This window comes from Bdellovibrio sp. MYbb2, from assembly GCF_056175685.1.
Genome location: NZ_JBJKJI010000002.1, coordinates 229,983 through 250,415 on the forward strand (window position 1 = coordinate 229,983; position 20,433 = coordinate 250,415).

Below are 20,433 nucleotides of genomic sequence, written 5' to 3' on the forward strand. Positions count from 1 at the left end.
CAAGGGTGCGGACAGGTGTAGACAATTCGCCATGGCACACTCTTCATCATTTACGTCCTTCGCCCGCCTTTTTGCTTACACCAAGAAACACCGTCGTGACTTCTATTTAGGAAGTCTATTCTCGTTTCTAAATAAAACCTTCGACATCGCGCCGGAAATTCTGATCGGTATCGCGATTGACGTCGTCGCCAATCAGGAAAAATCCTTTCTGGCAAAATGGGGCGTGGAAGACCCGGGACATCAGCTGATTTTGCTGTCTGTTCTGACTTTGCTGATCTGGATGTGTGAATCCCTGTTTGAATATCTGCTGCTTTTAAAATGGCGCGGACTTGCCCAGTCGTTGCAACATGAATTCCGCACCGAAGCCTATGATCACCTGCAAAGACTGGACATGTCCTTCTTTGAAGATCGCAGCACCGGCGGCCTGGTTTCCATCCTGAATGATGACATCAATCAATTGGAACGCTTCCTTAACGGCGGCATGAACAGTCTGATTCAAGTCTTCACGTCCGTAGTACTGATTGGCGCTGTGTTCTTTGTCCTGGCTCCAAGTATCGCTATTTTTGCCTTCCTGCCGATTCCGGTGATCTTGTGGGGTGCCTTCTATTTCCAAAAACGCGCGGCGCCCTTGTATTTGGATGTGCGTGAAAAAGCCGGTCAGATCGGATCTCGTCTGGCGAACAATATTTCGGGCATGGCGACCATTCGCAGTTTCACGTCCGAGTTGCTGGAATCCAAAAAAGTTGCCAATGACAGTATGACTTATCTTCAGTCCAACAAAGAGGCGATCAAAGTCTCTTCGGCCTTCAATCCTTTGATTCGTATGGCCGTGTTGATGGGCTTTATCGCCACCTTCGTTATGGGCGGACAAATGGCCCTGCGCGGAGATTTGAACGTCGGATTCTATGGCGTGCTGGTCTTCCTGACCCAGCGTCTGTTGTGGCCATTGACGGGCCTGGCTGACACGGTGGATTTGTTTGAACGTGCCATGGCTTCTGCCGACCGCGTTTTGGATCTGATCAAAACGCCAGTGAATCTGGAATCCACCAAAGCTGTTCGGGAGTTTGATCATGCCCAAGGCATTGAATTCTCTGATCTTGATTTTGCATACAGCAATGGCGTGCCGGTATTGAATAACGTCAATATCCAGGTGCCAGCAGGAAAAACCGTGGCGATTGTCGGCCCTACGGGTTCTGGTAAATCCACTGTCACAAAACTGCTTTTGGGGTTCTATAAACCGTCGGCAGGAAAAATTCTGTTCGGTGGTCAGAACACTGCCGACTGTGATCCAAAAGATCTGCGTTCCCAGATCGGTCTGGTCAGTCAGGACGTGTTCCTGTTCCACGGAAGCATTTATGACAATATCGCCTATGGCAGCCCGGGTGCCACTCGTGAAGCTGTTCTGGATGCCGCACGCAAAGCCCATGCAATGGAATTTATCGAAAAACTTCCGGAAGGACTGGACACGGTGATTGGTGAACGCGGGCAGAAACTGTCCGGCGGCCAGCGCCAGCGCATTTCAATTGCCCGGGTGATTTTGAAAAACCCGCCGGTTTTGATTTTGGATGAAGCCACTTCCGCAGTGGACAATGAAACCGAAGCGGTGATTCAGGCCTCTTTGGCCGAAGCCACCAAAGGTCGCACGACCATCGTGATTGCGCACCGCCTGTCCACCGTCACTCAGGCGGACAACATCTATGTTGTCGCCCAGGGTGGCGTAGTGGAAAGCGGCACACATCAAGAGCTTCTGCAAAGCCGCAAGATGTACTTCCAGCTTTGGAATGCCCCACTTTAAGTGCAACCTCGAATCAGGAACAGAATCAGCAGAATGGGAACTGGGATACCGACCAACCAAAGGAAGATCCAACCCAGCTTACCGCGCTGATTCTGTATCGGTTTTTTAAAGTCAGAGTTCATGACGCACCTCCGGAGCTGGCCATAATCTGTCCCGCAAATCCGGTCCGGTGACGGCCGGGCCCAGATCTTTCGGGATTTCCATGGATACCACTTCTTTTAAAGGTCCACTGAACATGCTTCGCATGCGTCCCAGAAACTGCGGCGCTGCAATCAGCACAACTTCATCAAAAGAGTTCGCGTGACGGGCCTCTTCCAGATAATCAGAAACCCTTTTTGCAAACATCTGAGACACACGGTCCGTCGGTGACTGGGCTTTTTCTTTGGTGCCCCCATGCCCTGCCACACCCGGAGAAAATCCCGGCTTATCCGCATTGATGTCCTGAGATTTCAGACGTCCGCGGGGATTTTCAAGCTTTTGGACGAACTTCACATCCCCTTTGTGTCCTTTACCGTCGCTTTCAAAAACTTTTGCTTCAACTCGATTGACGACTACAATCCATGTTTTCATGACTGTCCTCTTTTCTTGGAAGTTGAGGATTCTTCTTTCACTATAAGGCTGGCACCTGTGTGTCACAAGCTGACCCATCACACTGGACTGTCACAAGACACTTTGAGTTCACTCTCAAAAGCGCAGATTATAGAGAGATTCCCTTCTTCGTCCCAGGAGTTCCCATGCTTGAAAAACTCACCCACGATGATTTATTGATGCTGACCTCTGTGAATGAGGGTCCGTGTATTTCGATTTACATCCCCGGCATGCCTGATAAGACTCTGCTTTTAGAATACGAAACCCTGGTGCGACGAGCGGCTCATCTGCTTTCTTTGGACGCCAAAAATGGCGAGAAAAAAGCCCTGCTGGATTCCCTGTATACTTTCAATCCCGCCGAGCATCTGCAACGCTCCGATTTTGGTATGGCTATCTTTGTGAACAAACATTGGCGGGGTTTCTATATGGCCGCTCACACCGTCCCGTCCAAAGTGGTGGTGGCTGAAAGTTTCCACCTGAAACCTTTGCTTGAAGACCTGCAGGGTGAAAGCAGCTATCACATTCTGACTCTGACTCCGCTGGAGGCCGTACTGACTCATTGTGATGGCGGCAGCGGCACTGAAATTCATAATTTTCTTTTCCATCAGGGGCAGCACAGCAACAGCATTCACTGGAAACATCTGGATGAAACCGAAACCTCGCAGATCCCCCACCTGAAAAGCCATATGCGCGGCCGGGGCCTTGACGACAATCAGTGCAAGAAAAAATCAGGCGTAAAGCTGTTCTTGCGTTGGATCGAAGCCAAAATCAGCAAGGAGCCGGGTTACAAACAGGTGCCCTTGTTTGTGTTTGCCAGCGAAAATCTGTTTCACACCTACAAAGAGGTCACCCTGCACCCCACTGCCGTGTTCTTTAAGTTGGATCCGTCCAAAACCGCGCCACGCATGGAATCCCTGATTCACCAGGCCCAGGTTCACGTCAAAAAGGAACTGGCGCAACAGCGCAATCTGTCCGCGTATGAACTGGAAAAAATGAATCATCAGAAAAAAGTCATCGACGATCTGGTGAAGATCAGCCGCGCCGCCATCAACGGGAATGTGCGCACGCTGTTTTTACAGAACAACAGCGAGATCTGGGGTGAACTGCACCGCAAAAGCGGTCAGATCACCTTCCACGAAAAACAAATCAATGCCAAGGATGACGACATTCTGGATGACATCGCCTGTGAAGTGATCCGCCACGGGGGCGAAGTCGTGGTGCTGTCCAAAGAGGACATGCCCAGCCCGTCGCCTGCGGCGGCTATTTTAAACTCTTAAAGATCAGGCCCTGGCCCAATGAGGCCTGGGCTGTTTCGACCTTTTCGATCTTCAGTGCTTTCATATAACCCAGCACCAGTGCCAGATTTGAAATATCAGAAATGCGGTATTCGCTTTCAATTTCAGAATCTTTCAGCTGGGATCTTTTTTTCAAAGCTTCTTCCAAAGCACTTTGGGTGAATTCAAATCCCCCCGCCTGCACCTGTTTTTGCACGGACATGGAAATCACACCACCCACACCGACCCAGCGAGCAGTGGGTGCTTTGGCTTTGAAATAAGCAGGCACATTCAGATAGGCATGATTTTTTGCCAGCTGCAAGGCGGCCTCGCGCTGCCGGGCGAATGGATTCGGCGAAGATTCTTTTTTGGGATCTTTAAACTGCAGCACTTGCAGAATCTGATTCTTGAAAGTCACCGACGCCAGATTTCCTTCAAAGATGTGCACTTTGCCTTTTTCCCGGGAATACATCTGCATCGAGCCCCCGCCGATATCCCACACGATCAGATTGCTGGTGTCGGTGATTCTCCGCTGCGCCAAAGCTGACCAGTAACCCAGTTCAGCCTCCTGTTCCTGACTGATGACTTCCACCGGGATTTCAAGTTTTTTGGAAATACCCCTGGCGACGGCCTGTCCATTTTTCGCCACTCGGAATACCGAGGTCGCCACCGCATTGATGCGTTTGACGTTGTAGGTTTTCACTTTCTGCAGCAGCAGTTCAATCCGTGGTGTGTATTCCTGAATGGTGGCTGCGGGTATTTCTTTGGTCGGGGATTTTTCAAGAGCTTCATTGAATGCCAGTGGCAAACGGTCCTCGAAAAGCACCTTCACGATTTTCTTTTCACAGGTGTCGACTGTCGCCACATAGGCTTTGGTGGTGCCAGAGCCCAGATCCAGGGCAGCGCGGTTTTCATGACAGGGATTCGCATACGCGATTGCAGAAAAAACAGAAACAAGTACGAAGGTTTTAATCATGCCGTCATGCTAACGCAAAGACCGGGTGCGGGGCAAGTTTCCAGTCCAGCGGGGACTATTTGCCTCTGAAAGTCGGTGTACTGCCAGCTCTTTGAAGCTGAGTATGGCACCAATGCTGCTACCGTCTTACTTTGAGTTGCATTGCTCGTACTATTAACCATGAGACAAAGGAGAAATGCCATGGAAGCTACTACAGGCGAATTCAGAAAGAAAATGGGCGACATCAAAGAAAACGTGGCTCAGGAGCTTGAAAAAAGCGCATGGAGCGATCGCTATCATGCCGTTGAATCCAGAGTGAAAGAAGGTGTGGAGGCTTCTGAGGACCTTGTGAAGGCCCATCCTTTCTATGCCATCCTCGGAGCCGCCGCAGTAGGCTTTGTGGCCGGAGCCCTGATCAACCGCAAACACTAAAATCGGAAAGGCCCCGCAAGGGGCCTTTTTGTTCACCCAGGAGAATGCTATGAAGTGGTTAGGATTTATACTTCCTTTCATCATGAACTTTGGCAAAGGCAGCCATAAGCCCCGTCGCAGCCTGAAAGACAGCGCACTGGAAATTTACGATGCCATCACCATCCGCAGCCGCACGGCAGTTTTTCTGTCCATGACCGGCCTGGGTGCCATCGCCTTTGTCTGTGGCGGTGTTTTCATGTTTATCACCGAAGCCACCGGTCAATACGACCGCACAGGCGCAATCTTCTGGAACTCCACCTTAATCACAAGCCTGTGTCTGACGGCCATTGCTGTCGGCGGTTTAAGCTATGTTTACTTCTTTGCCTGGCCGGGAGTGCGTGCCGCAGATCGACGCCGTGACGCTGCGGAAGCTGAATTCAAGCGCCAGCAGGAACTGCACGCAGGATCTTTGGAATCGGCCTTGTCGGCCCTGGTCATGGATTTTGTCCGGGAGCGTGAACTGCGTCGCGCCCAGCGCGGCACCAGCAGCCCATCACCAACACCCGAAGCCAGCACCGAAGGCGAACTGCACCGTGCCCGAGCCGAAGCCGAGCGCCCGTCAGCAAATCTTCACTGAAGAGGCGCGTGGGTTTTACGGTACAGCGTCTTACGGTCTATTCCCAAATCGCGGGAGCTTTTTTCACGGGCTCCCCGATTCGTTTTAAGAACAAACTCAATATAGGCTTTGCTGAGTTCTTCTAAAGAAAGAAAGCGGCCTTGAGCCTGATAAAGCTTTTCAAAAATCTGATCCAGACTGCATTCACGGACCTGCAAATCATCCTGCAGCACTTTCAATGGAATCAAACCGGCAGGGCTTAACACCACGGCGCGCTCGATGGTGTTTTCCAGTTCTCGCACATTTCCCATCCAAGGACGAGTCAGCAGAAACTCTTCCACATCGCGACCCCATTTTTTTTCGGGCATCTGATAACGTCGTGTGAATTTATCCAGGAAATAATGCGCCAGGGGTAAAATGTCCTCGCTGCGCTCCCGCAGTGGCGGAATCTTGATCGACACCACTTTCAGACGAAAGTAAAGATCCTCGCGAAAGCGCTTGTCCTGCACGTCGCCTTCAAGATCGTTATGAGTCGCGGCCACAATTCGCAGATTCAAAGGCCGGTAATGATTTTCCCCGACCCGTTTGACCTTCTTTTCCTGCAGCACTCGCAAAAGCTTGGCCTGCAGGTGCAGATCCAGATCGCCGATCTCGTCCAAAAATAACGTCCCGCCATCGGCCTCTTCAAAAAGGCCCTGACGGGCATTCATCGCGCCGGTGAAAGCGCCACGGGCATAACCAAAAAGTTCAGACTCTAACAAAGGTTCTGGAATGGCCGAGCAGTTGATGGGCACAAAGGTTTTGCGCTGCCTGGCACTTTGATCGTGGATAAGCCGGGCGATGACTTCTTTGCCCGTGCCACTTTCCCCCGTGATCAGCACATTGGCGGAACTGGCAGCCACCAGACGGGCCAGATCCAGCACTTCCAGAAACCGGGGGCTTTTGGCAATGATGCGTGAATCGGCCGTCACAAAGCACCTCGCTGGTGCTGCTGTGGTTCATGCCATTCACACCAGTTTTGCTCTGGCACGATGCGCCCCTCTTCGATGAATTCCAAAACCTCCACCATCGCTTTGCCGACGCCGGCCGCCGACGCGGGGTTTTGCCCGGTCACCAGACGGCCGCTTTTCACCACGTGCCCGGCAAACTTCGGCGAAGACGTATGATGCGCGCCCCGTTCCTGCAAACGTGTCTGCAGTAAAAACGGCACGGACTTTTCCATACCGACGAATTCTTCTTCTTCATTGGTGAAACTGGAAACCTCGTGGCCTTTCACCAGATACTGGCCATCTGAAAGACGCACATTCACCAGGGCCGCCGGGCCATGGCAAACAGCTCCGACCACGCCATTGTTTTCATAGATTTCAGAAGTCAGTTTTTGCAATTGCAGATTTTCGGGAAAATCAAACATCGTCCCGTGCCCGCCGGCAAAAAAGATCGCGCAATAATCGCGACCTGAAACCTGCCAGGGTTTAACTGTGCCTTCCACCTTGGATAAAAACTCTTCATCATTCATCCACGTGGCATTCAGGGGATCGTCCATTTTCACTCCGTCCAGGGGCACTTTTCCCCCCAGTGGACTGATCATGTCGACGTCATATCCTGCACGCACAAATTCATCGTAAGGATGGGTGATTTCAGAAAGATAAGCGCCCGTGTGATGGCCGGTATCGCCAAGCTGCTCGGTACTGGTCAGAACAAAAAGCACTTTGTGGCTTTTCATGGCCGTTCCTCCTTCGCAATAAACCTATCTTCTCAAAGGGGGCTTGCGAACTCAAAGCTATGCCGGCACAAGTGCAAATCAACAGTCATTCGCCGAAAAAGGCCTTTAACACTTCCACGGGTTGCAAACCCATCAGAATCTCGCCATCATCCCGGACCAGTGTGGGAACCGAGCCGGTGCCCAGATGCTGCCACTCTCTTTGCCAGCGATCCGCCTCGGATTCAGCGGCACTGTCGACCCTCAAAGAATCAAACTGAAACTGATGAGCCACAGTTTTAATAAAAGCCTCATCGGAGATGTCTTCCCCATTCACCCAGAATTCCCGGGCCAGAGTATGCCTGAACACCAAACCCAGCAGCGGTTCATGACGGGACGCTGCGATCGAATACTGAATGGCTTTCAAAGTGTTGGGTTTTCCAATGGGAAAAGCGATGTCGATTTCGGGCATGAGGTCCTTCACCATCACCACTTCGCGCTCAATACTTTGCGCAAACCCCAGATTCGCCAGTTGCATGGGCACCGGCATCTGTGGCGCGTGTTGCACCCCCCGCCACTCGACAGATGGCGCCAAACGCAGTCCCACCAGGCGCTCTTCAAGGGCATAACAAAACGGACAATTAAAATCGCTGTACAGAATCGCCTTGTGTTTCATTCCGGGCCTCCTGCCTCAGTCTAGACGAGTTCATCCCGAAATCGCCAGCCTGTTTTTTGTCGATTTGAGCGCAATACAGTGGTAAACATGGCCGCTAAGAACACATCAACACTAAGGATCCTCGTGGAGCTACTGTACAAAGATGAATACTTTATTGCCGTGAACAAGCCCTCAGGCTTTCACGTGCATCCCCACGAGAATGTCCAGCACCGTGTTTCCCGCGATAAAATCTGTCTTTACCATGCCCGCCGCATGATGAAACAGCACGTGTATCCGGTGCATCGCCTGGATGCCGGCACCAGTGGCGTGCTGCTGTTTGCACTTTCTTCGGAATCCGCCAGCAAACTGTGCCGCCTGTTCACCGAACGCGCGACCCATAAAACCTATCAGGCTGTGGTGCGCGGTTACGTGAAAGAAGAAGGTGAAGTGGAGCTGCCGTTGGAACTGGATTCCACCGGCGACCTGGTGGACGCTCGGACCAGCTTCAAACGCCTGGCGACCGTGGAATTCCCGGTGGCTGTCGGTAAAAAGTTCCCCACCGCCCGCTATTCGTGGGTGGAGGTCATCCCCCATACCGGCCGCTACCACCAGATCCGCCGACATTTCAACCGTATCTCCCATCCCTTGCTGGGGGACGCCGTTCACGGGGATTCCCACCACAACCGTTTCTTCAGAAACCACTTGGATATCGAGGGTTTGTGCCTAAAAGCCCTGCGCATGGAGTTCACTCACCCCTGGAGTGGCGAAAAAGTCTCTATCGAGGCCCCGCACTGCGAGAAATGGAAGAAAATTCAACTTCTGTTTGATCCTGGGCTCCCGCCCGAAAGCAAACTGAAATCCCTTTGACGTTACCCTGGGACGGGCGTAAATACAGACCCCGTTTTCAGAGGTAAATCATGTCCAAAGCGCAAGCGCTTAACAAGTTGTTGATCGTAGTCGGTCTGCTGTTCATTTTGCTCGTTTCCATGCAGTCCCACGGCCAGACTTTGCATCACAAACTGAATGTCGAGCTTTATCCGGGCCTGAAGATGATCAAGGCACAGGACACTCTGACTTTTCCCAAGGAATCTCCCCGTAAAGTCAGCTTTCTGCTGCACAAGGGTCTGCAAGTCTCTGTGACCAGCAGTGACGATTCTGTCGTATTACTTCACCCGGCAACCCAAAAAGAACCCTATGCTGAATACGGCCTGACATTGGGAAACATCGACAGCAAAGTCACTTTGCAGTACTTCGGTGTGATCTTTGATCCGGTTCTGAACGACAGCAGCAACGGTCTGATTGCTCCGGAAGGTGCCACCCTGTTTGGCAGCACTTACTGGTATCCGTTCTTCCTGGACACGCAGAAAAGTTTTGACGTCACTGTACAGACCCCCGGCGACTGGATGTCTTTGGTGCAGGGTCAGATCGCCAGCACCGTGGTGGAAGGTTCGATTCGCACGTCCCGCTTTGTCGAAATTTATCCCCAGGAAGAAATCTATCTGGTGGCAGGTCCCTTCAAAAACTATCAGGTTGATACTCCGTCCGGAAAAAAGGTGCAGGTTCTGCTGCGCAAAGAAGATCCGGCGCTCGCGCAGAGTTTTTTGAGTCTGGTTCCGGAATACATCAAGCACTATTCGCAGATTATTGCGCCTTACCCGTATTCATCTTTCAGCGTGGTTGAGAACTTCTGGGAAACCGGCTATGGCATGCCAAGCTTCACGCTCTTGGGGCCCACGGTTTTGCGTCTGCCATTTATCCTGAATTCTTCACTGCCGCACGAAGTTCTGCACAACTGGTGGGGCAACAGCGTTTATGTGGACTATGAAAAAGGCAACTGGTGTGAAGGTCTTACGACTTACATGGCGGATTACTGGCAGCAGGAAAAAGCCGGCAGCGAGCGCACCTACCGCATGAACACCTTGTTGAACTATATGGACTTTGTTGCGAGCAACCCGGAAAAAGATTTCCCGCTTCGTCAGTTCCGCGGACGTCACAATTCCAGCTCTCAGGCCGTGGGGTATGGCAAGTCCATGATGCTGTTCCATATGCTGGAATTCCGTTTTGGCAAAGAGGCTTTTCATAAGTCCCTGCAGGACTTCTATACTCGCAATCTGTTTAAGAAAGCATCTTTCACCGACATTCAAAACAGTTTCGAATCCGTCACCAGCCAGAATCTGCAAACATTCTTCAGCCAGTGGCTGGACCGCAAAGGCGCGCCAGAAATTGAACTGGGTGATGTGCGCATCATGAAATGGCACGACGGATCCACCAGCACCACCTATGTGCTCAGCCAAAAGCAGGCGGATCTTTATGATCTGAACATCCCGGTGATCTGGACGCTGGAATCCGGCGCAGAGATTCGCCAGCTGGCCCGTCTTTCCGACAAAACCCAGTTCTATTCTTTGACGTCTCCGTCCCGCCCGGTGAAGGTTTCAGTTGATCCGGACTTCCGTCTTTTCCGTCGTCTCTACACGGAAGAGCGCCCGGCGACTTTGTCCAGCGTCTTGGGGTCTGCTGAGATTCACTATTACTTTGACCCGGCCGACGCCTCGGCAAAGCAGTTTGTTGAGGTGTGGTCCCAGAAAACAGAAGGCAATGATGTCCTTCACTATAGCGGTGAGCCCTTGGATGTCCCGGCTAAAGGATCCATGGTCTTTGTGGGTGATCAGCAGAACTTTGTGAAATTCATGAAAACCCAGCTGGCTGAACAGAACCTGCAGATCACGGCTGATACCATTTCCATTGAAGGTCAGAAGTACAATCTGAGCGAAGTCAGTACAGTTCTGGTGGCGCGCCTTAAAAACCATCCACAACAAACCGTGGTGTGGGTGCGGTGGAGCGCTGACAACAACCCTGCCGAGTGGGCGTCACGCCTGACCCACTATGGAACTTTCGGTGTGTTGGTATTTAAAGGCCGCCCGGTAATTCAGAAATCCACTTGGCCGGTTCTGGCAAGTCCCCTGCAACGCGCCCTTTAATCATTTTCGGCCATCTTTCAGCTGCCGCGCTTTCGGCAGCTGCCAAGGCTCCGGCAGACTCACCTGCCGGGAACCCGGCAGCCCCGCCTCCACGTCGTATTATAGTTGATTTGAAGGTCGTTTCACCCCGGCACGGTCGATGCTTTATTCATAAGTCATAACACACACCGAATAACGGGGAACTTTATGAAAGCATTTCTCAAGCATCTGAATCTGAACATGATCGCCACTGTCCTGTTCATTCCTTTGTTCAGCCATGCGGATCTCAAATTACTTAATAACACTTCAGATATCGCCCAGTATATGGTTCGGAAAGGCGACCAGATCATTGCACGCGTGCCCGGCATCGCTCCCGGAGCGGCGATGAGAATTCCTACCAGCAGCACCTATGAAGTCGTGGCCTCCGCCGTTATTGACGGCAACACATACACATCAGCGCCAATGTCGGTCTCTGGTCCGACGGGGTTCCTTGCCCAGGTGGTACAGGTGCAGGCTCAAGGAGTATATGAATTCAATGTTGTTGAAATGCCCAGTTCAAAACCAAACACCCTGAGCTTCCAGAAAACCGGTCTGAATCCGGTGACATTCACTATCAGCAAAGATGGAAGCCCACTTCAGTCAGTTGTTTTGAATAACAGTTTTGAAGAACAAGAACTGGCCATAGACGAGACATACTACATCTATGCAGTCATTAATGGCGTGACGACAGATACCGTAGTAACGACAAATCCGAATGCCACCATCACTGCGATAGAGGATCATTCGGATTTGGAGATGGGATACTATGCTTTAGAGGTTTCTAGTAGCCTTCGTCAGGCTCCCCGTTATAACGGCACTTGGCGTCCGTGTGGACCTTCTGGGTGCCGGCCCTAAGATCATCCGTCGTGATGGTGCTGGCCTTGCGATCCACCGTCACCACGTAAAGGTCATTGGCGTAATCCTTCACCTCTCCGTTTTTCCAGCGCGGAGAAAGGAAACCTTCATTATTGGAAGCCGACAGAAGAATCGCCATGTCGGCTTCAATCACCAACACATCTTCCGTCTTGTTCTTGTCAGCATCAAAACCTTTGCAGGTGATCGTTCCATCAGCCATCGCCGAAGAAGCCATAACCGACATCAAAGAAAACAAGATCCACTTTTTCATAAAGCCTCCAAAGGTTTATACCACCCACCCCTTATTGCAAGCCCCTTGCCCGGGTAAAGCGGTTTATAGTTCATTTAAAGCCCCCACCCCTGTTAAAAAGGCTGAGAGGGTGACAAATTAGAGCGACGACCCCCGCGTATCCGAATCAGGTAATAGACCAAGGCCACATTCCCTAACGTGATAAGAATCCGAATCCATGTGGGATGCTGAATCAGCTTGTACATTTCAACGGGAATATAAAGGCTGCCCGAAACGATAGCCAGCCATTCCGCCCAGGGCTTGGCAAGCCACAACCCCACGGCCTCCAACAGCCTTAACGTCGCATATAGCAAAGCCACCACCGCCATCATCCGAACGCTGGAGTCACTGACCTGTTCAAGCATCCGTCGAAACACGCCGGCCAGCGCACCATGATCCAATCCCAGATGATGAACAATTTGCTGACTGAGATTTTGCACGTCGGTTCCCAACAAATGAAAAAGTTCAAAGCCCACCAGCAAAACGAAAACTCCCTTCGTTCCCTCGAACAATGCTATGGCCTTCAGTCCCTGATTCTGAAACACGGATCCTCCGAAAAACAGGACCATTATGCCCCGGTTTTGTCTCACTTTGATACAGCGACTGCGAAGACACAGATAAAGCTCTGGTAATCCCGGGAAATGTTATGTCTTTGTCAGGTTTTTCCGATAAATTCAGAATGAAAAAGACTGAAAACTTTGGAACGCTGCTTGGTGTTTTGCTTCTTTCTTTCACTTTGATTTCCTGCCAGACTCCGGCACAAAGAAATCCCAGCTCTGTCGAGGTCCCACCGGATGTGGCCCCGTACGTGCAAAAGCTTTACAGCGACAACCTGCAGGCCGAACTGAACAAGGAACAGCTGCTGATTCTGAAAAGACGGCAGACCACTCCACATCCACACAAAAAAGATTCCTTCCCTCAGGAAACCCGGGAAGAACGCGCCTACAAAGAAATGAGCGCCCGTCAGGAACGTCAGCTGCAAATCGTGAATCAAAGCTCTGCCCTGACTCAGCAACGCATCAATGCACTTCGCGCGGACACTCCGGTTTCAGTTCTAACAAGCAACAATGAATCCTGGCGCACCCAAGAGCAGCGCCTTGAGATGAATTCCGCTGCGGAATTTGCTCTTCGTAACGGCCAGATTCAGCGCATTTTCAAATTCGACCGCATGCATGCAAAAGACTATGAGGTGCAGATCAAGAACTATCTGATCAGCACTGATGATCCCAATGAACAGCGCAAGAACGAACACTTCGAGGCGACCGTGACTTGTGATGGTCCCTTCCGCATCAAAAAGACCTTCTCGGACAAAAAATTTGTGGCCAACCAAAAAGCCACCTTCCGGATGTACGACAGCAAGTACAATGGCGACAACCTGCGCCTGCTCCCGGCAAGTTCTGTCACAACATGCGAACTGAAAGCCGGCCCGACAGGTGTCCCAGCCCAGTTCGGCGTTCGCTTTGTTGAACCAGCAAATCCATATCTCGATCTGCACAATCTGGTTGAAGGCTGCCTGATGCCTCGCACGGACAATCTGACTGGCATCGAAAAATTCTTCATGACTGACAAATACGCCTCGATGACCTGCCCTCAGGCGGTTCCGGCGGTGGTGAATTTGCCCGAAGCTGTGGACTCGCTGAAATCCAAAGCTGAAGCTCTGCTGGGTCAGCCGCTTCCGTCTCACTTCATGGATCTGCACGATCCTTATGCTCCGTTGGATTTTTCCAAGGCTCCGTACCTTGATAGTATCTATGTGTCGTACCTGGTATTCCGTGCGGACTACTATGGAACCTTCATGGCGCGTCTGCTGGATTTCCACGCCAAACGCGGCACCAAAGTAAAAATCCTGGTGGCCGGAGTGATCACTTTGGATAAAGACGAAGTTCTGCTGCGCAAGCTGGAAGCTCAGAATCCGAACATCCAGCTGCAGGAACTGAAATACAAAGTTCCATCCGGCGGCAGCCTCAGCGACCGTTTCGATCGCCTGCACCGTTCAATGCACGTGAAGCTGTTTTTGACGCTGTCAAAGAAAGAGCCCAAAAACAACGTGGCCTTCATCGGGGGACGTAACATTCACGATGGCTTCATCTTTAAAAAAGCTTACGACTATCCCCGCCCGGAAATGGTCAACTATGTGAAGGGCGATGAAAGCTTCGTGCACTGGCGTGATTTTGAATTCAAAGTTCACGACAGGGATTTTACCGAAAAAGTGGCGGCGCACTTCCTGACCTTGTGGGATCGTGATTATAAAACGATGCAATTCCGCAGCATCAACGTCAACGTGCCGATGGCAGCGCAAACCAGCCCATCCTACTTCAACAACCGCGAACCGCTGGTGCGTCACTTTATGTCGGTTCCTTACAAGGACGACGAACGTCTGATTCAGTTCTATGTGGAAATGCTCGACAGTGCGAAAAAGAAAATCATGATCTCCACGCCGTACTTCCGCCCGCCGACCCCTATCGTAGAAGCACTGGAACGAGCCGCGGCCCGTGGGGTTCAGGTCACCGTGATCACCCGTCTGGACTTGAAGGGCGACACTGTCGACTGGATCCTGAGCGAATCGAGCAAACCGGCAGTGAACCGCCTGTTCCACCAGCTTGCCATCTATGAGTACACTGAACCGAAGGTGATTCTGCATTCAAAAATTGTTTTGATTGATGACGTGTATTCATTCCTGGGGTCGGTCAATTTGAACAAGCGCAGCTTCATCCACGACATGGAAAACGGGGCAATGATTTACGGCGCAGCCTATAACCGCGAAATGACGGATATCTACAATCAGTATAAAAAAGATTCCCGACTGATCGACGACCGCCTGAAAAGGAACTACTTTAAAGCCATGATTCTTGGTGTGTTCGACACAGAATTCTAAGGTCAGGATTAAGTTACTGTCATAAAGAAAAAGAAGCTGGAGGGGTGCGAATCCCCTCTGCTACAACCTAAGGTCTCAAATAAATCAGGAGGCCTTACCATGTGGAAGCTGACCCTTTCCTTTGCCATCGTTTTTTCCGCACTGAGCGCGAATGCTTCGTTTGTCACAATCACTCAGTGTGATTCTGCATCCAGCACTCACACCCTGAAGATCGTTCAGGATGGTGATGATGCCGAAGTCACGCTGGGGGACAAAAAGCCTCACAAATACGATGACCTGGTCAGCAAAGCTCCGGGCAACAAAAAGTACAAACTGACAGGGCAAATGACGAACACGTTCCGGGTTGCAGACATCAGCCTGCCTGAACTGCGTGACACTCAGAAGGTCACGGATCTGGTGGCTTCGTTGATGTTCCAGCGCCCAGAGTTCGACGGCGAATACGACATGGTCTATTCTTATGCCAGCGACCTGGTTCACAATCTGAACTGCCGCTAGGTCTAAAAAAAAAGCCCGCATCACCGCGGGCTTTTTCAATTCTGAATGTCAGATCACTCTAGTGAGTGGTGTCCAGCATTTTAACCACTTCTTCAATGTGCTCTGTTTCCATACGCACCATTGAGCGGATCAGTTCTTCCAACGCAACGTCATCACCACAGTGTTTCAGTACGCCTTTGTACTTCGCCAAAGCAGCTTGTTCGAACTCTAGGCTTTCTTTCAAAATGTCCAAAACCTTGTGAGTTTTAGTTTCCGGAACCGCCGACACACGCAAAGTTGGGTGACCGCCCAAAGCTGTCACTTTTTCGCCCATCAGGGACGCGTGCTGGTAACCTTCGTTAGCCTGCTCATGGAACCATTTAACGATTGGAATGCGGTTCGGACCTTTCACCATCAATGCATAGTGCAAGTAACGAACAACGCCAGAGATCTCCATCTCGATAATTTCATTCAAAAGATCTACTACTTTTTTGTTTTCTTTAGTCATAAGACCTCCACCCCCCGAATGATTGCAGAATCGGGCAGCCAAAGCAACAAATGAAAACGTATTGAGAATAATCAAACTTGATAATCGTTTTCGATTTCAGTTAGACAGGACCTTTGACGACGGTTTCTCGAATGAAAAGAGGGAAGCTTTCGCTTCCCTCTCGTTTGACACTGTATAGCCAGAAAAAACAACCAGGCACCTTTTATTCGTCGTCCAACTCGTCGTCGCCGACTACGCCTAGATTATATTTTTCAATGCGATATCGCATTGATCTGAAAGAGATATGAAGCAGCTTTGCAGCTCTTTTCTTCACACCGCCGGCAGAATGGATGGCTTTGATCAAAAGCTCTTTTTCGATCTGACCCATCACCTTGTCCAAATCAACGCCATCGTCACCGATTTCGATTTCATTGGAGGAAGCCATCTTGCGACCGGAAGAAGTGTTCACCATTGGTGGCAAAGATTCTGGAAGAATCGTTGCGCCGCCTTCCAAAGCCACAGTGCGCTCGATCATATTTTCAAGCTCACGCACGTTCCCTGGATAGTCGTACTTTTTCAGGATTTCCATTGCATCAGCACTGATCGCGCCGATGTTTTTGTTCAGACGCTCATTGTACTTTTTCAGGAAATGATTCGCTAACAGCGGGATATCATCACGACGCTCACGAAGGCCCGGCGTTTTGATATTGATAACATTCAGACGATAGAACAAATCCTGACGGAAGCCGCCCTTTTGAACCATGTCTTCCAGGTTGCGGTTGGTAGCGGCGATGATACGCACATCCACCTTCATGTCTTCCGTCGCACCCACGCGGCGGATCACACGCTCTTGAATCGCACGAAGAAGTTTTACCTGAATCGTCAGTGGCAATTCACCGACCTCATCCAAGAACAAGGTACCGCCGTCAGCCACTTCAAAAAGACCCGCTTTATCAGCCACCGCACCGGTGAAAGAGCCTTTTTTGTGACCGAACATTTCTGATTCCATCAGATTTTCAGGGATGGCACCGCAGTTCACCGTTACGAACGGACGGTCTTTCAACGGACCGTTATAGTGAATGGCTTTGGCAACAACCTCTTTACCTGTACCGGATTCCCCTGTGATCAGAACGTTGGTTGGCGTCTGGGAGACACGCTTCACCATATCGTAGATCGCATGCATAGCCTGGGAATTCCCCACCATGTTCTGGAAGGAGTATTCTTTTACCAGTTCCTTTTTCAAGGATCTGTTTTCCACTTCCAAATTGCGGGAACGAAGTGCGTTCTGGATGTTCAGACGAACTTCATCAATTTTGAATGGTTTTGTCAGATAGTCATACGCACCCATCTTCATCGCTTCCACCGCAGTTTCGGTTGTACCGAATGCTGTGATCAGCATGAAGACAGTGTCTGGATAGGATTCTTTGACGTGCTTCAGAAGCTCGATCCCCGTCACATGGGGCATCTGCAAGTCTGAGATGATCATATCAAATGTTTTCTTCGCAAGAAGGTCTTTCGCCTTTTGGCCGTCTTCAGCCAAAGTGATTTCATACCCTTCTTTTTTCAGCATGATCTCTAAAAACTCGCGTATTGATTCTTCGTCATCGACAACAAGAATTCTCGACTTCATTTATGTGCTCCCACGTCCTTGTGTTAAAAACTATTCTCTCAGTGTGCTCTGGGGAAAGTCAAAATAAACTCAGTACCTACGCCCACTTCACTTTCCACGAACACCTGCGCCCCGTGACCCTCTAAAATCTTATGAGTCACAGCTAGACCAAGGCCTGTGCCCTTGGGTTTGGTCGTATGGAAAGGTTCAAACATCTTCTTGCGAGTTGCCTCACTCATGCCACAGCCGGCATCGCGAATGCGCACGCGCACCTCTTTGTCAGTGACCAGAGCTTTCACCGCAATCTGCGGTTTCTGAGAATCATTCATAGCCTGATAGGAATTGATGATGATGTTCAGGAAAGCCTGCTTCAACTTGTCCCGGCGACCCAGGATTTGCAGACCTGGTTCAAACTCACGCACCTGTTCAGTGTCGGCACGGACCTGGGCATTGAGTTTCATCGAATCCAGAACTTCTGTCAGCAACGCGGAAAGGTCCACGGCATCTGTCGGTGGAACTTCCGGGCGTGCGTAATCCAGGAATTCAGTGATCAGGTTGTTCAAACGGTCGATTTCACGCAAAACGATTTTCATCAGCTTGCGGTCATCGTCATTGTTCACCGTCTGACTTAAAAGCTCGATACTGCCACTGATACCCGCCAATGGATTGCGGATTTCATGGGCAATCCCCGCCGCCAAACCACCCACGGCTGCGAGCTTTTCATTCTGTCTGGCAGCATATTCAAGCTGGCGAATCTTTGTCAGATCATCAAAAAGCCCGATGGACAAATGCGCTTTCAATTCGGGACTATAGATCTTTGACAAAGTCATACCCAGAATCTTCGCATTGGCATCGTTCCTGGGCGTGTACTTCACATCGCCCTTGAACAGCCCTTCAGATCGGCGCGTTTCCGGGAACAGCTCATACCAGTTCAAAGTGGACAGATCAGAATAACCCAGAATTTCGGCCGCAGAAGAGTTGGCTTTCACCACCTCTCCGGATTCAGTAAAGGACACCATCCCCGTCGGAATATTTTCGACCAGCACTTCATTCAATTCCTGAGCAGAACGAAGACTTGCACCCGTTTCGGAAAGCTCTTTCCCGACGGATTGCAACTGCTCACTCAGGTATCCAGACAGCCCCGCGACCGAGAAAAACGCGATGTTATTCAAAGCCAGCAGGAAGAAGAAGTTCAACGCCTTCATTTCCGGCGAGAACAGCGCTGCCACCGTAAAGAAGATGCTCGTGAACAGGGCCAGCGTCACCGCCCCCACACCACGACAGGCAATTCCCGCCAGCAGGATATTCACCAGGTGCAGGAACAAGAACAGGGACTGATTGATCCCGGAATAATAAATCAAAAAAGAAATCAGCAGGGAATCAACAACGAAGCCCGCGAACAAAAGCCACGGTTTCTGCAGCAGCCGGTCCCACATCGAGAACCACAACACATGGGCGCCAAAGGCCACACTCAGGATCGCGTAAAACGGACCCAGAATCTGCCAGTTGATGAAACCTTCCTGAAACACACTGGAAACCGCACTGATCAGCAAAATCAACGCAAAAAGGCTGACGCGGGTAAATTCCACCGTCAGCCCCTGATTTTTACTGTTCTGCAAAGCAAAACTTAAACGCATCTATTGAACCACATCCGCCATGTTGAAGATCGGAAGATACATCGCCACAACCAGAACCGCGATGATACCACCCAGAACAACCATCAATAGTGGCTCCAGCAAAGAGGTCATCGCTTTAACTGCTGTTTCAACTTCATCTTCATAGAAGTCTGCAATTTTACCCAACATGATATCCATCGTACCGGATTGTTCCCCGATAGAGATCATCTGAACCACCATCTCAGGGAAAGCTTTTTCCTTCGCCAACGGAGAAGCAAAAGTACGACCCGCAGTCACTGACTCTTTGCAACGAAGCAAAGACTGCTCAATCACCACGTTACCCGCGGTCTTTGCAGAAATCTCAATCGCTTCAATCAGGCCCACACCCGAAGAAAGCAGCGTCGACAATGTACGTGTCAAACGCGCGATCGCGGATTTTTGCACCACTTCACCGAACACCGGTGCTTTCATGATGAAACGGTCAAAGGCGTCTTTACCGCCATCTGTTTTCAGCCACTGCATCAGGGCCATCGGCCCGATCACCATCGCACCCAGGTAAAGATACCAGTTGTTGATCATCGAGTTACTGAGGTTCACCACCATCAACGTCAGCATTGGTGGCTCTTTACCGGATCCGGCGAAGAACTCCATGAACTTCGGAATAATGAAAACCAGAATACCGGCGATGACAATCATCGCCACGCAGATGATGACCATCGGATAAACCAGGGCCCCTTTTACCTGGGCTTTGATTTTCTCGGATTTTTCCATATAGCTCGCAAGACGCTGCAGGATCCCGTCAAGGATACCGGCTTCTTCGCCCGCCTGGATCATATTCACATACAATTTATCAAATACGTTTGGAACCTGCGCCATGGAATCGGCCAGACGACGACCGCCCTCGATCGAGGTTTTTACCTGGGCAGAAGCTTCCTTCAAAAGACCCGGGCGCAAACCTTCTGAAAGGATTTTCAAAGAATCCACCACCGGGATACCGGCGTTGATCAAAGTTGCAAACTGACGGGTGAAAATCTGCAGGTCTTTACCCTTTACGGTCGGAGCAAACAAACTCGGAGTTTTCCCCGCAGAAGCACGTGAAGCACCAAAGGCCACCACTCGAACCGGCAAAAGCTGCTGGGCACGCAGACGGATGATGGCCTCCTGCTGGGAAGCCGCTTCGATCTCGCCCTGAACCATTTGGCCAGAGGCATTCTTGGCCTGATACTGGAATTTTGCCAT

At 50.8% G+C, this 20,433-nt stretch carries 21 protein-coding genes; 9 read left to right on the forward strand and 12 right to left on the reverse strand.

The window, feature by feature from the left end; genetic code table 11:
• Window positions 1-31: 31 nt before the first annotated feature.
• Window positions 32-1,795 (forward strand): ABC transporter ATP-binding protein, encoded by a 1,764-nt coding sequence (locus AC04MQ_RS11065; protein ID WP_015090675.1) that lies wholly within the window; start codon window positions 32-34, stop codon window positions 1,793-1,795.
• Here the strand turns inward: AC04MQ_RS11065 and AC04MQ_RS11070 are convergent.
• Window positions 1,792-1,917 carry a hypothetical protein gene (locus AC04MQ_RS11070; protein ID WP_015090674.1) on the reverse strand — a complete coding sequence of 42 codons (126 nt, stop codon included), beginning with the start codon at window positions 1,915-1,917 and terminating at the stop codon, window positions 1,792-1,794. The two genes, AC04MQ_RS11065 and AC04MQ_RS11070, sit on opposite strands and share 4 nt — an antisense overlap.
• Window positions 1,907-2,365 carry a host attachment protein gene (locus AC04MQ_RS11075; protein ID WP_015090673.1) on the reverse strand — a complete coding sequence of 153 codons (459 nt, stop codon included), beginning with the start codon at window positions 2,363-2,365 and terminating at the stop codon, window positions 1,907-1,909. Before AC04MQ_RS11075 ends, AC04MQ_RS11070 begins: the two co-directional genes overlap by 11 nt.
• Window positions 2,366-2,529: 164 nt before the next feature.
• On the opposite strand from AC04MQ_RS11075, the gene AC04MQ_RS11080 reads away from it, so the two are divergent.
• Window positions 2,530-3,660, forward strand: a complete 1,131-nt coding sequence (locus tag AC04MQ_RS11080) for a baeRF3 domain-containing protein (RefSeq protein ID WP_015090672.1) — start codon at window positions 2,530-2,532, stop codon at window positions 3,658-3,660.
• On the opposite strand, the gene AC04MQ_RS11085 is transcribed toward AC04MQ_RS11080, so the two are convergent.
• Window positions 3,644-4,633 carry a Ppx/GppA phosphatase family protein gene (locus AC04MQ_RS11085; RefSeq protein WP_475392094.1) on the reverse strand — a complete coding sequence of 330 codons (990 nt, stop codon included), beginning with the start codon at window positions 4,631-4,633 and terminating at the stop codon, window positions 3,644-3,646. The genes AC04MQ_RS11080 and AC04MQ_RS11085 overlap by 17 nt on opposite strands.
• Window positions 4,634-4,813: 180 nt before the next feature.
• On the opposite strand from AC04MQ_RS11085, the gene AC04MQ_RS11090 reads away from it, so the two are divergent.
• Window positions 4,814-5,044, forward strand: a complete 231-nt coding sequence (locus AC04MQ_RS11090) for a glycine zipper domain-containing protein (RefSeq protein WP_015090670.1) — start codon at window positions 4,814-4,816, stop codon at window positions 5,042-5,044.
• 49 nt (window positions 5,045-5,093) lie between these two features.
• Entirely contained in the window at window positions 5,094-5,660 is a 567-nt protein-coding gene (locus AC04MQ_RS11095) for a hypothetical protein (protein WP_148278763.1), read from the forward strand.
• Here the strand turns inward: AC04MQ_RS11095 and AC04MQ_RS11100 are convergent.
• The 3 genes from AC04MQ_RS11100 to AC04MQ_RS11110 form a co-directional block, all read right to left on the reverse strand.
• Window positions 5,654-6,610, reverse strand: a complete 957-nt coding sequence (locus AC04MQ_RS11100; protein ID WP_475392095.1) for a sigma-54 interaction domain-containing protein — start codon at window positions 6,608-6,610, stop codon at window positions 5,654-5,656. The two genes, AC04MQ_RS11095 and AC04MQ_RS11100, sit on opposite strands and share 7 nt — an antisense overlap.
• A complete protein-coding gene (locus tag AC04MQ_RS11105) occupies window positions 6,607-7,362 on the reverse strand; it encodes a type 1 glutamine amidotransferase domain-containing protein (protein WP_015090667.1) in 756 nt (251 codons plus the stop codon). Before AC04MQ_RS11105 ends, AC04MQ_RS11100 begins: the two co-directional genes overlap by 4 nt.
• A gap of 85 nt (window positions 7,363-7,447) precedes the next feature.
• Entirely contained in the window at window positions 7,448-8,014 is a 567-nt protein-coding gene (locus AC04MQ_RS11110; RefSeq protein WP_015090666.1) for a DsbA family oxidoreductase, read from the reverse strand.
• Between the two features lie 123 nt (window positions 8,015-8,137).
• On the opposite strand from AC04MQ_RS11110, the gene AC04MQ_RS11115 reads away from it, so the two are divergent.
• From AC04MQ_RS11115 to AC04MQ_RS11125, 3 genes are all read left to right on the forward strand, one after another.
• Window positions 8,138-8,860 (forward strand): pseudouridine synthase, encoded by a 723-nt coding sequence (locus tag AC04MQ_RS11115; protein ID WP_015090665.1) that lies wholly within the window; start codon window positions 8,138-8,140, stop codon window positions 8,858-8,860.
• Between the two features lie 50 nt (window positions 8,861-8,910).
• Window positions 8,911-10,971: a M1 family metallopeptidase gene (locus AC04MQ_RS11120; RefSeq protein ID WP_475392096.1), complete on the forward strand. Its 2,061-nt coding sequence runs from the start codon at window positions 8,911-8,913 to the stop codon at window positions 10,969-10,971.
• Between the two features lie 186 nt (window positions 10,972-11,157).
• Complete coding sequence (locus tag AC04MQ_RS11125) at window positions 11,158-11,844, forward strand: hypothetical protein (protein WP_148278762.1); 687 nt, start codon at window positions 11,158-11,160, stop codon at window positions 11,842-11,844.
• On the opposite strand, the gene AC04MQ_RS11130 is transcribed toward AC04MQ_RS11125, so the two are convergent.
• Window positions 11,771-12,115 (reverse strand): hypothetical protein, encoded by a 345-nt coding sequence (locus AC04MQ_RS11130; protein WP_015090661.1) that lies wholly within the window; start codon window positions 12,113-12,115, stop codon window positions 11,771-11,773. The genes AC04MQ_RS11125 and AC04MQ_RS11130 overlap by 74 nt on opposite strands.
• A 92-nt stretch (window positions 12,116-12,207) precedes the next feature.
• Window positions 12,208-12,678, reverse strand: coding sequence for a DUF2127 domain-containing protein (locus tag AC04MQ_RS11135; RefSeq protein ID WP_041578295.1), 471 nt, complete (start codon window positions 12,676-12,678; stop codon window positions 12,208-12,210).
• Window positions 12,679-12,812: 134 nt separating this feature from the next.
• On the opposite strand from AC04MQ_RS11135, the gene AC04MQ_RS11140 reads away from it, so the two are divergent.
• Window positions 12,813-15,008 carry a phospholipase D-like domain-containing protein gene (locus AC04MQ_RS11140; protein ID WP_235046302.1) on the forward strand — a complete coding sequence of 732 codons (2,196 nt, stop codon included), beginning with the start codon at window positions 12,813-12,815 and terminating at the stop codon, window positions 15,006-15,008.
• A 99-nt stretch (window positions 15,009-15,107) separates the two neighbouring features.
• Window positions 15,108-15,503, forward strand: coding sequence for a hypothetical protein (locus AC04MQ_RS11145; protein ID WP_015090658.1), 396 nt, complete (start codon window positions 15,108-15,110; stop codon window positions 15,501-15,503).
• Between the two features lie 58 nt (window positions 15,504-15,561).
• Here the strand turns inward: AC04MQ_RS11145 and AC04MQ_RS11150 are convergent, their stop codons facing one another.
• The 4 genes from AC04MQ_RS11150 to AC04MQ_RS11165 form a co-directional block, all read right to left on the reverse strand.
• Window positions 15,562-15,990 (reverse strand): ferritin-like domain-containing protein, encoded by a 429-nt coding sequence (locus tag AC04MQ_RS11150; RefSeq protein WP_015090657.1) that lies wholly within the window; start codon window positions 15,988-15,990, stop codon window positions 15,562-15,564.
• A gap of 202 nt (window positions 15,991-16,192) precedes the next feature.
• Complete coding sequence (locus tag AC04MQ_RS11155) at window positions 16,193-17,599, reverse strand: sigma-54-dependent transcriptional regulator (protein ID WP_041577376.1); 1,407 nt, start codon at window positions 17,597-17,599, stop codon at window positions 16,193-16,195.
• Window positions 17,600-17,637: 38 nt separating this feature from the next.
• A complete protein-coding gene (locus tag AC04MQ_RS11160) occupies window positions 17,638-19,215 on the reverse strand; it encodes a two-component system sensor histidine kinase NtrB (RefSeq protein WP_475392097.1) in 1,578 nt (525 codons plus the stop codon).
• Window positions 19,216-20,433, reverse strand: coding sequence for a type II secretion system F family protein (locus AC04MQ_RS11165; protein WP_015090654.1), 1,218 nt, complete (start codon window positions 20,431-20,433; stop codon window positions 19,216-19,218). It abuts the gene before it with no gap.

Excerpts from the sequence above, each read along its gene's own strand:
- AC04MQ_RS11140 (WP_235046302.1), top strand. The coding sequence starts at position 12,813 with ATGAAAAAGACTGAAAACTTTGGAACGCTGCTTGGTGTTTTGCTTCTT.
- AC04MQ_RS11105 (WP_015090667.1), bottom strand. The coding sequence starts at position 7,362 with ATGAAAAGCCACAAAGTGCTTTTTGTTCTGACCAGTACCGAGCAGCTT.
- AC04MQ_RS11125 (WP_148278762.1), top strand. The coding sequence starts at position 11,158 with ATGAAAGCATTTCTCAAGCATCTGAATCTGAACATGATCGCCACTGTC.
- AC04MQ_RS11130 (WP_015090661.1), bottom strand. The coding sequence starts at position 12,115 with ATGAAAAAGTGGATCTTGTTTTCTTTGATGTCGGTTATGGCTTCTTCG.
- AC04MQ_RS11090 (WP_015090670.1), top strand. The coding sequence starts at position 4,814 with ATGGAAGCTACTACAGGCGAATTCAGAAAGAAAATGGGCGACATCAAA.
- AC04MQ_RS11080 (WP_015090672.1), top strand. The coding sequence starts at position 2,530 with ATGCTTGAAAAACTCACCCACGATGATTTATTGATGCTGACCTCTGTG.
- AC04MQ_RS11085 (WP_475392094.1), bottom strand. The coding sequence starts at position 4,633 with ATGATTAAAACCTTCGTACTTGTTTCTGTTTTTTCTGCAATCGCGTAT.
- AC04MQ_RS11095 (WP_148278763.1), top strand. The coding sequence starts at position 5,094 with ATGAAGTGGTTAGGATTTATACTTCCTTTCATCATGAACTTTGGCAAA.
- AC04MQ_RS11110 (WP_015090666.1), bottom strand. The coding sequence starts at position 8,014 with ATGAAACACAAGGCGATTCTGTACAGCGATTTTAATTGTCCGTTTTGT.
- AC04MQ_RS11150 (WP_015090657.1), bottom strand. The coding sequence starts at position 15,990 with ATGACTAAAGAAAACAAAAAAGTAGTAGATCTTTTGAATGAAATTATC.
- AC04MQ_RS11165 (WP_015090654.1), bottom strand. The coding sequence starts at position 20,433 with ATGGCAAAATTCCAGTATCAGGCCAAGAATGCCTCTGGCCAAATGGTT.
- AC04MQ_RS11160 (WP_475392097.1), bottom strand. The coding sequence starts at position 19,215 with ATGCGTTTAAGTTTTGCTTTGCAGAACAGTAAAAATCAGGGGCTGACG.
- AC04MQ_RS11145 (WP_015090658.1), top strand. The coding sequence starts at position 15,108 with ATGTGGAAGCTGACCCTTTCCTTTGCCATCGTTTTTTCCGCACTGAGC.
- AC04MQ_RS11070 (WP_015090674.1), bottom strand. The coding sequence starts at position 1,917 with ATGAACTCTGACTTTAAAAAACCGATACAGAATCAGCGCGGTAAGCTG.
- AC04MQ_RS11120 (WP_475392096.1), top strand. The coding sequence starts at position 8,911 with ATGTCCAAAGCGCAAGCGCTTAACAAGTTGTTGATCGTAGTCGGTCTG.
- AC04MQ_RS11155 (WP_041577376.1), bottom strand. The coding sequence starts at position 17,599 with ATGAAGTCGAGAATTCTTGTTGTCGATGACGAAGAATCAATACGCGAG.
- AC04MQ_RS11065 (WP_015090675.1), top strand. The coding sequence starts at position 32 with ATGGCACACTCTTCATCATTTACGTCCTTCGCCCGCCTTTTTGCTTAC.
- AC04MQ_RS11075 (WP_015090673.1), bottom strand. The coding sequence starts at position 2,365 with ATGAAAACATGGATTGTAGTCGTCAATCGAGTTGAAGCAAAAGTTTTT.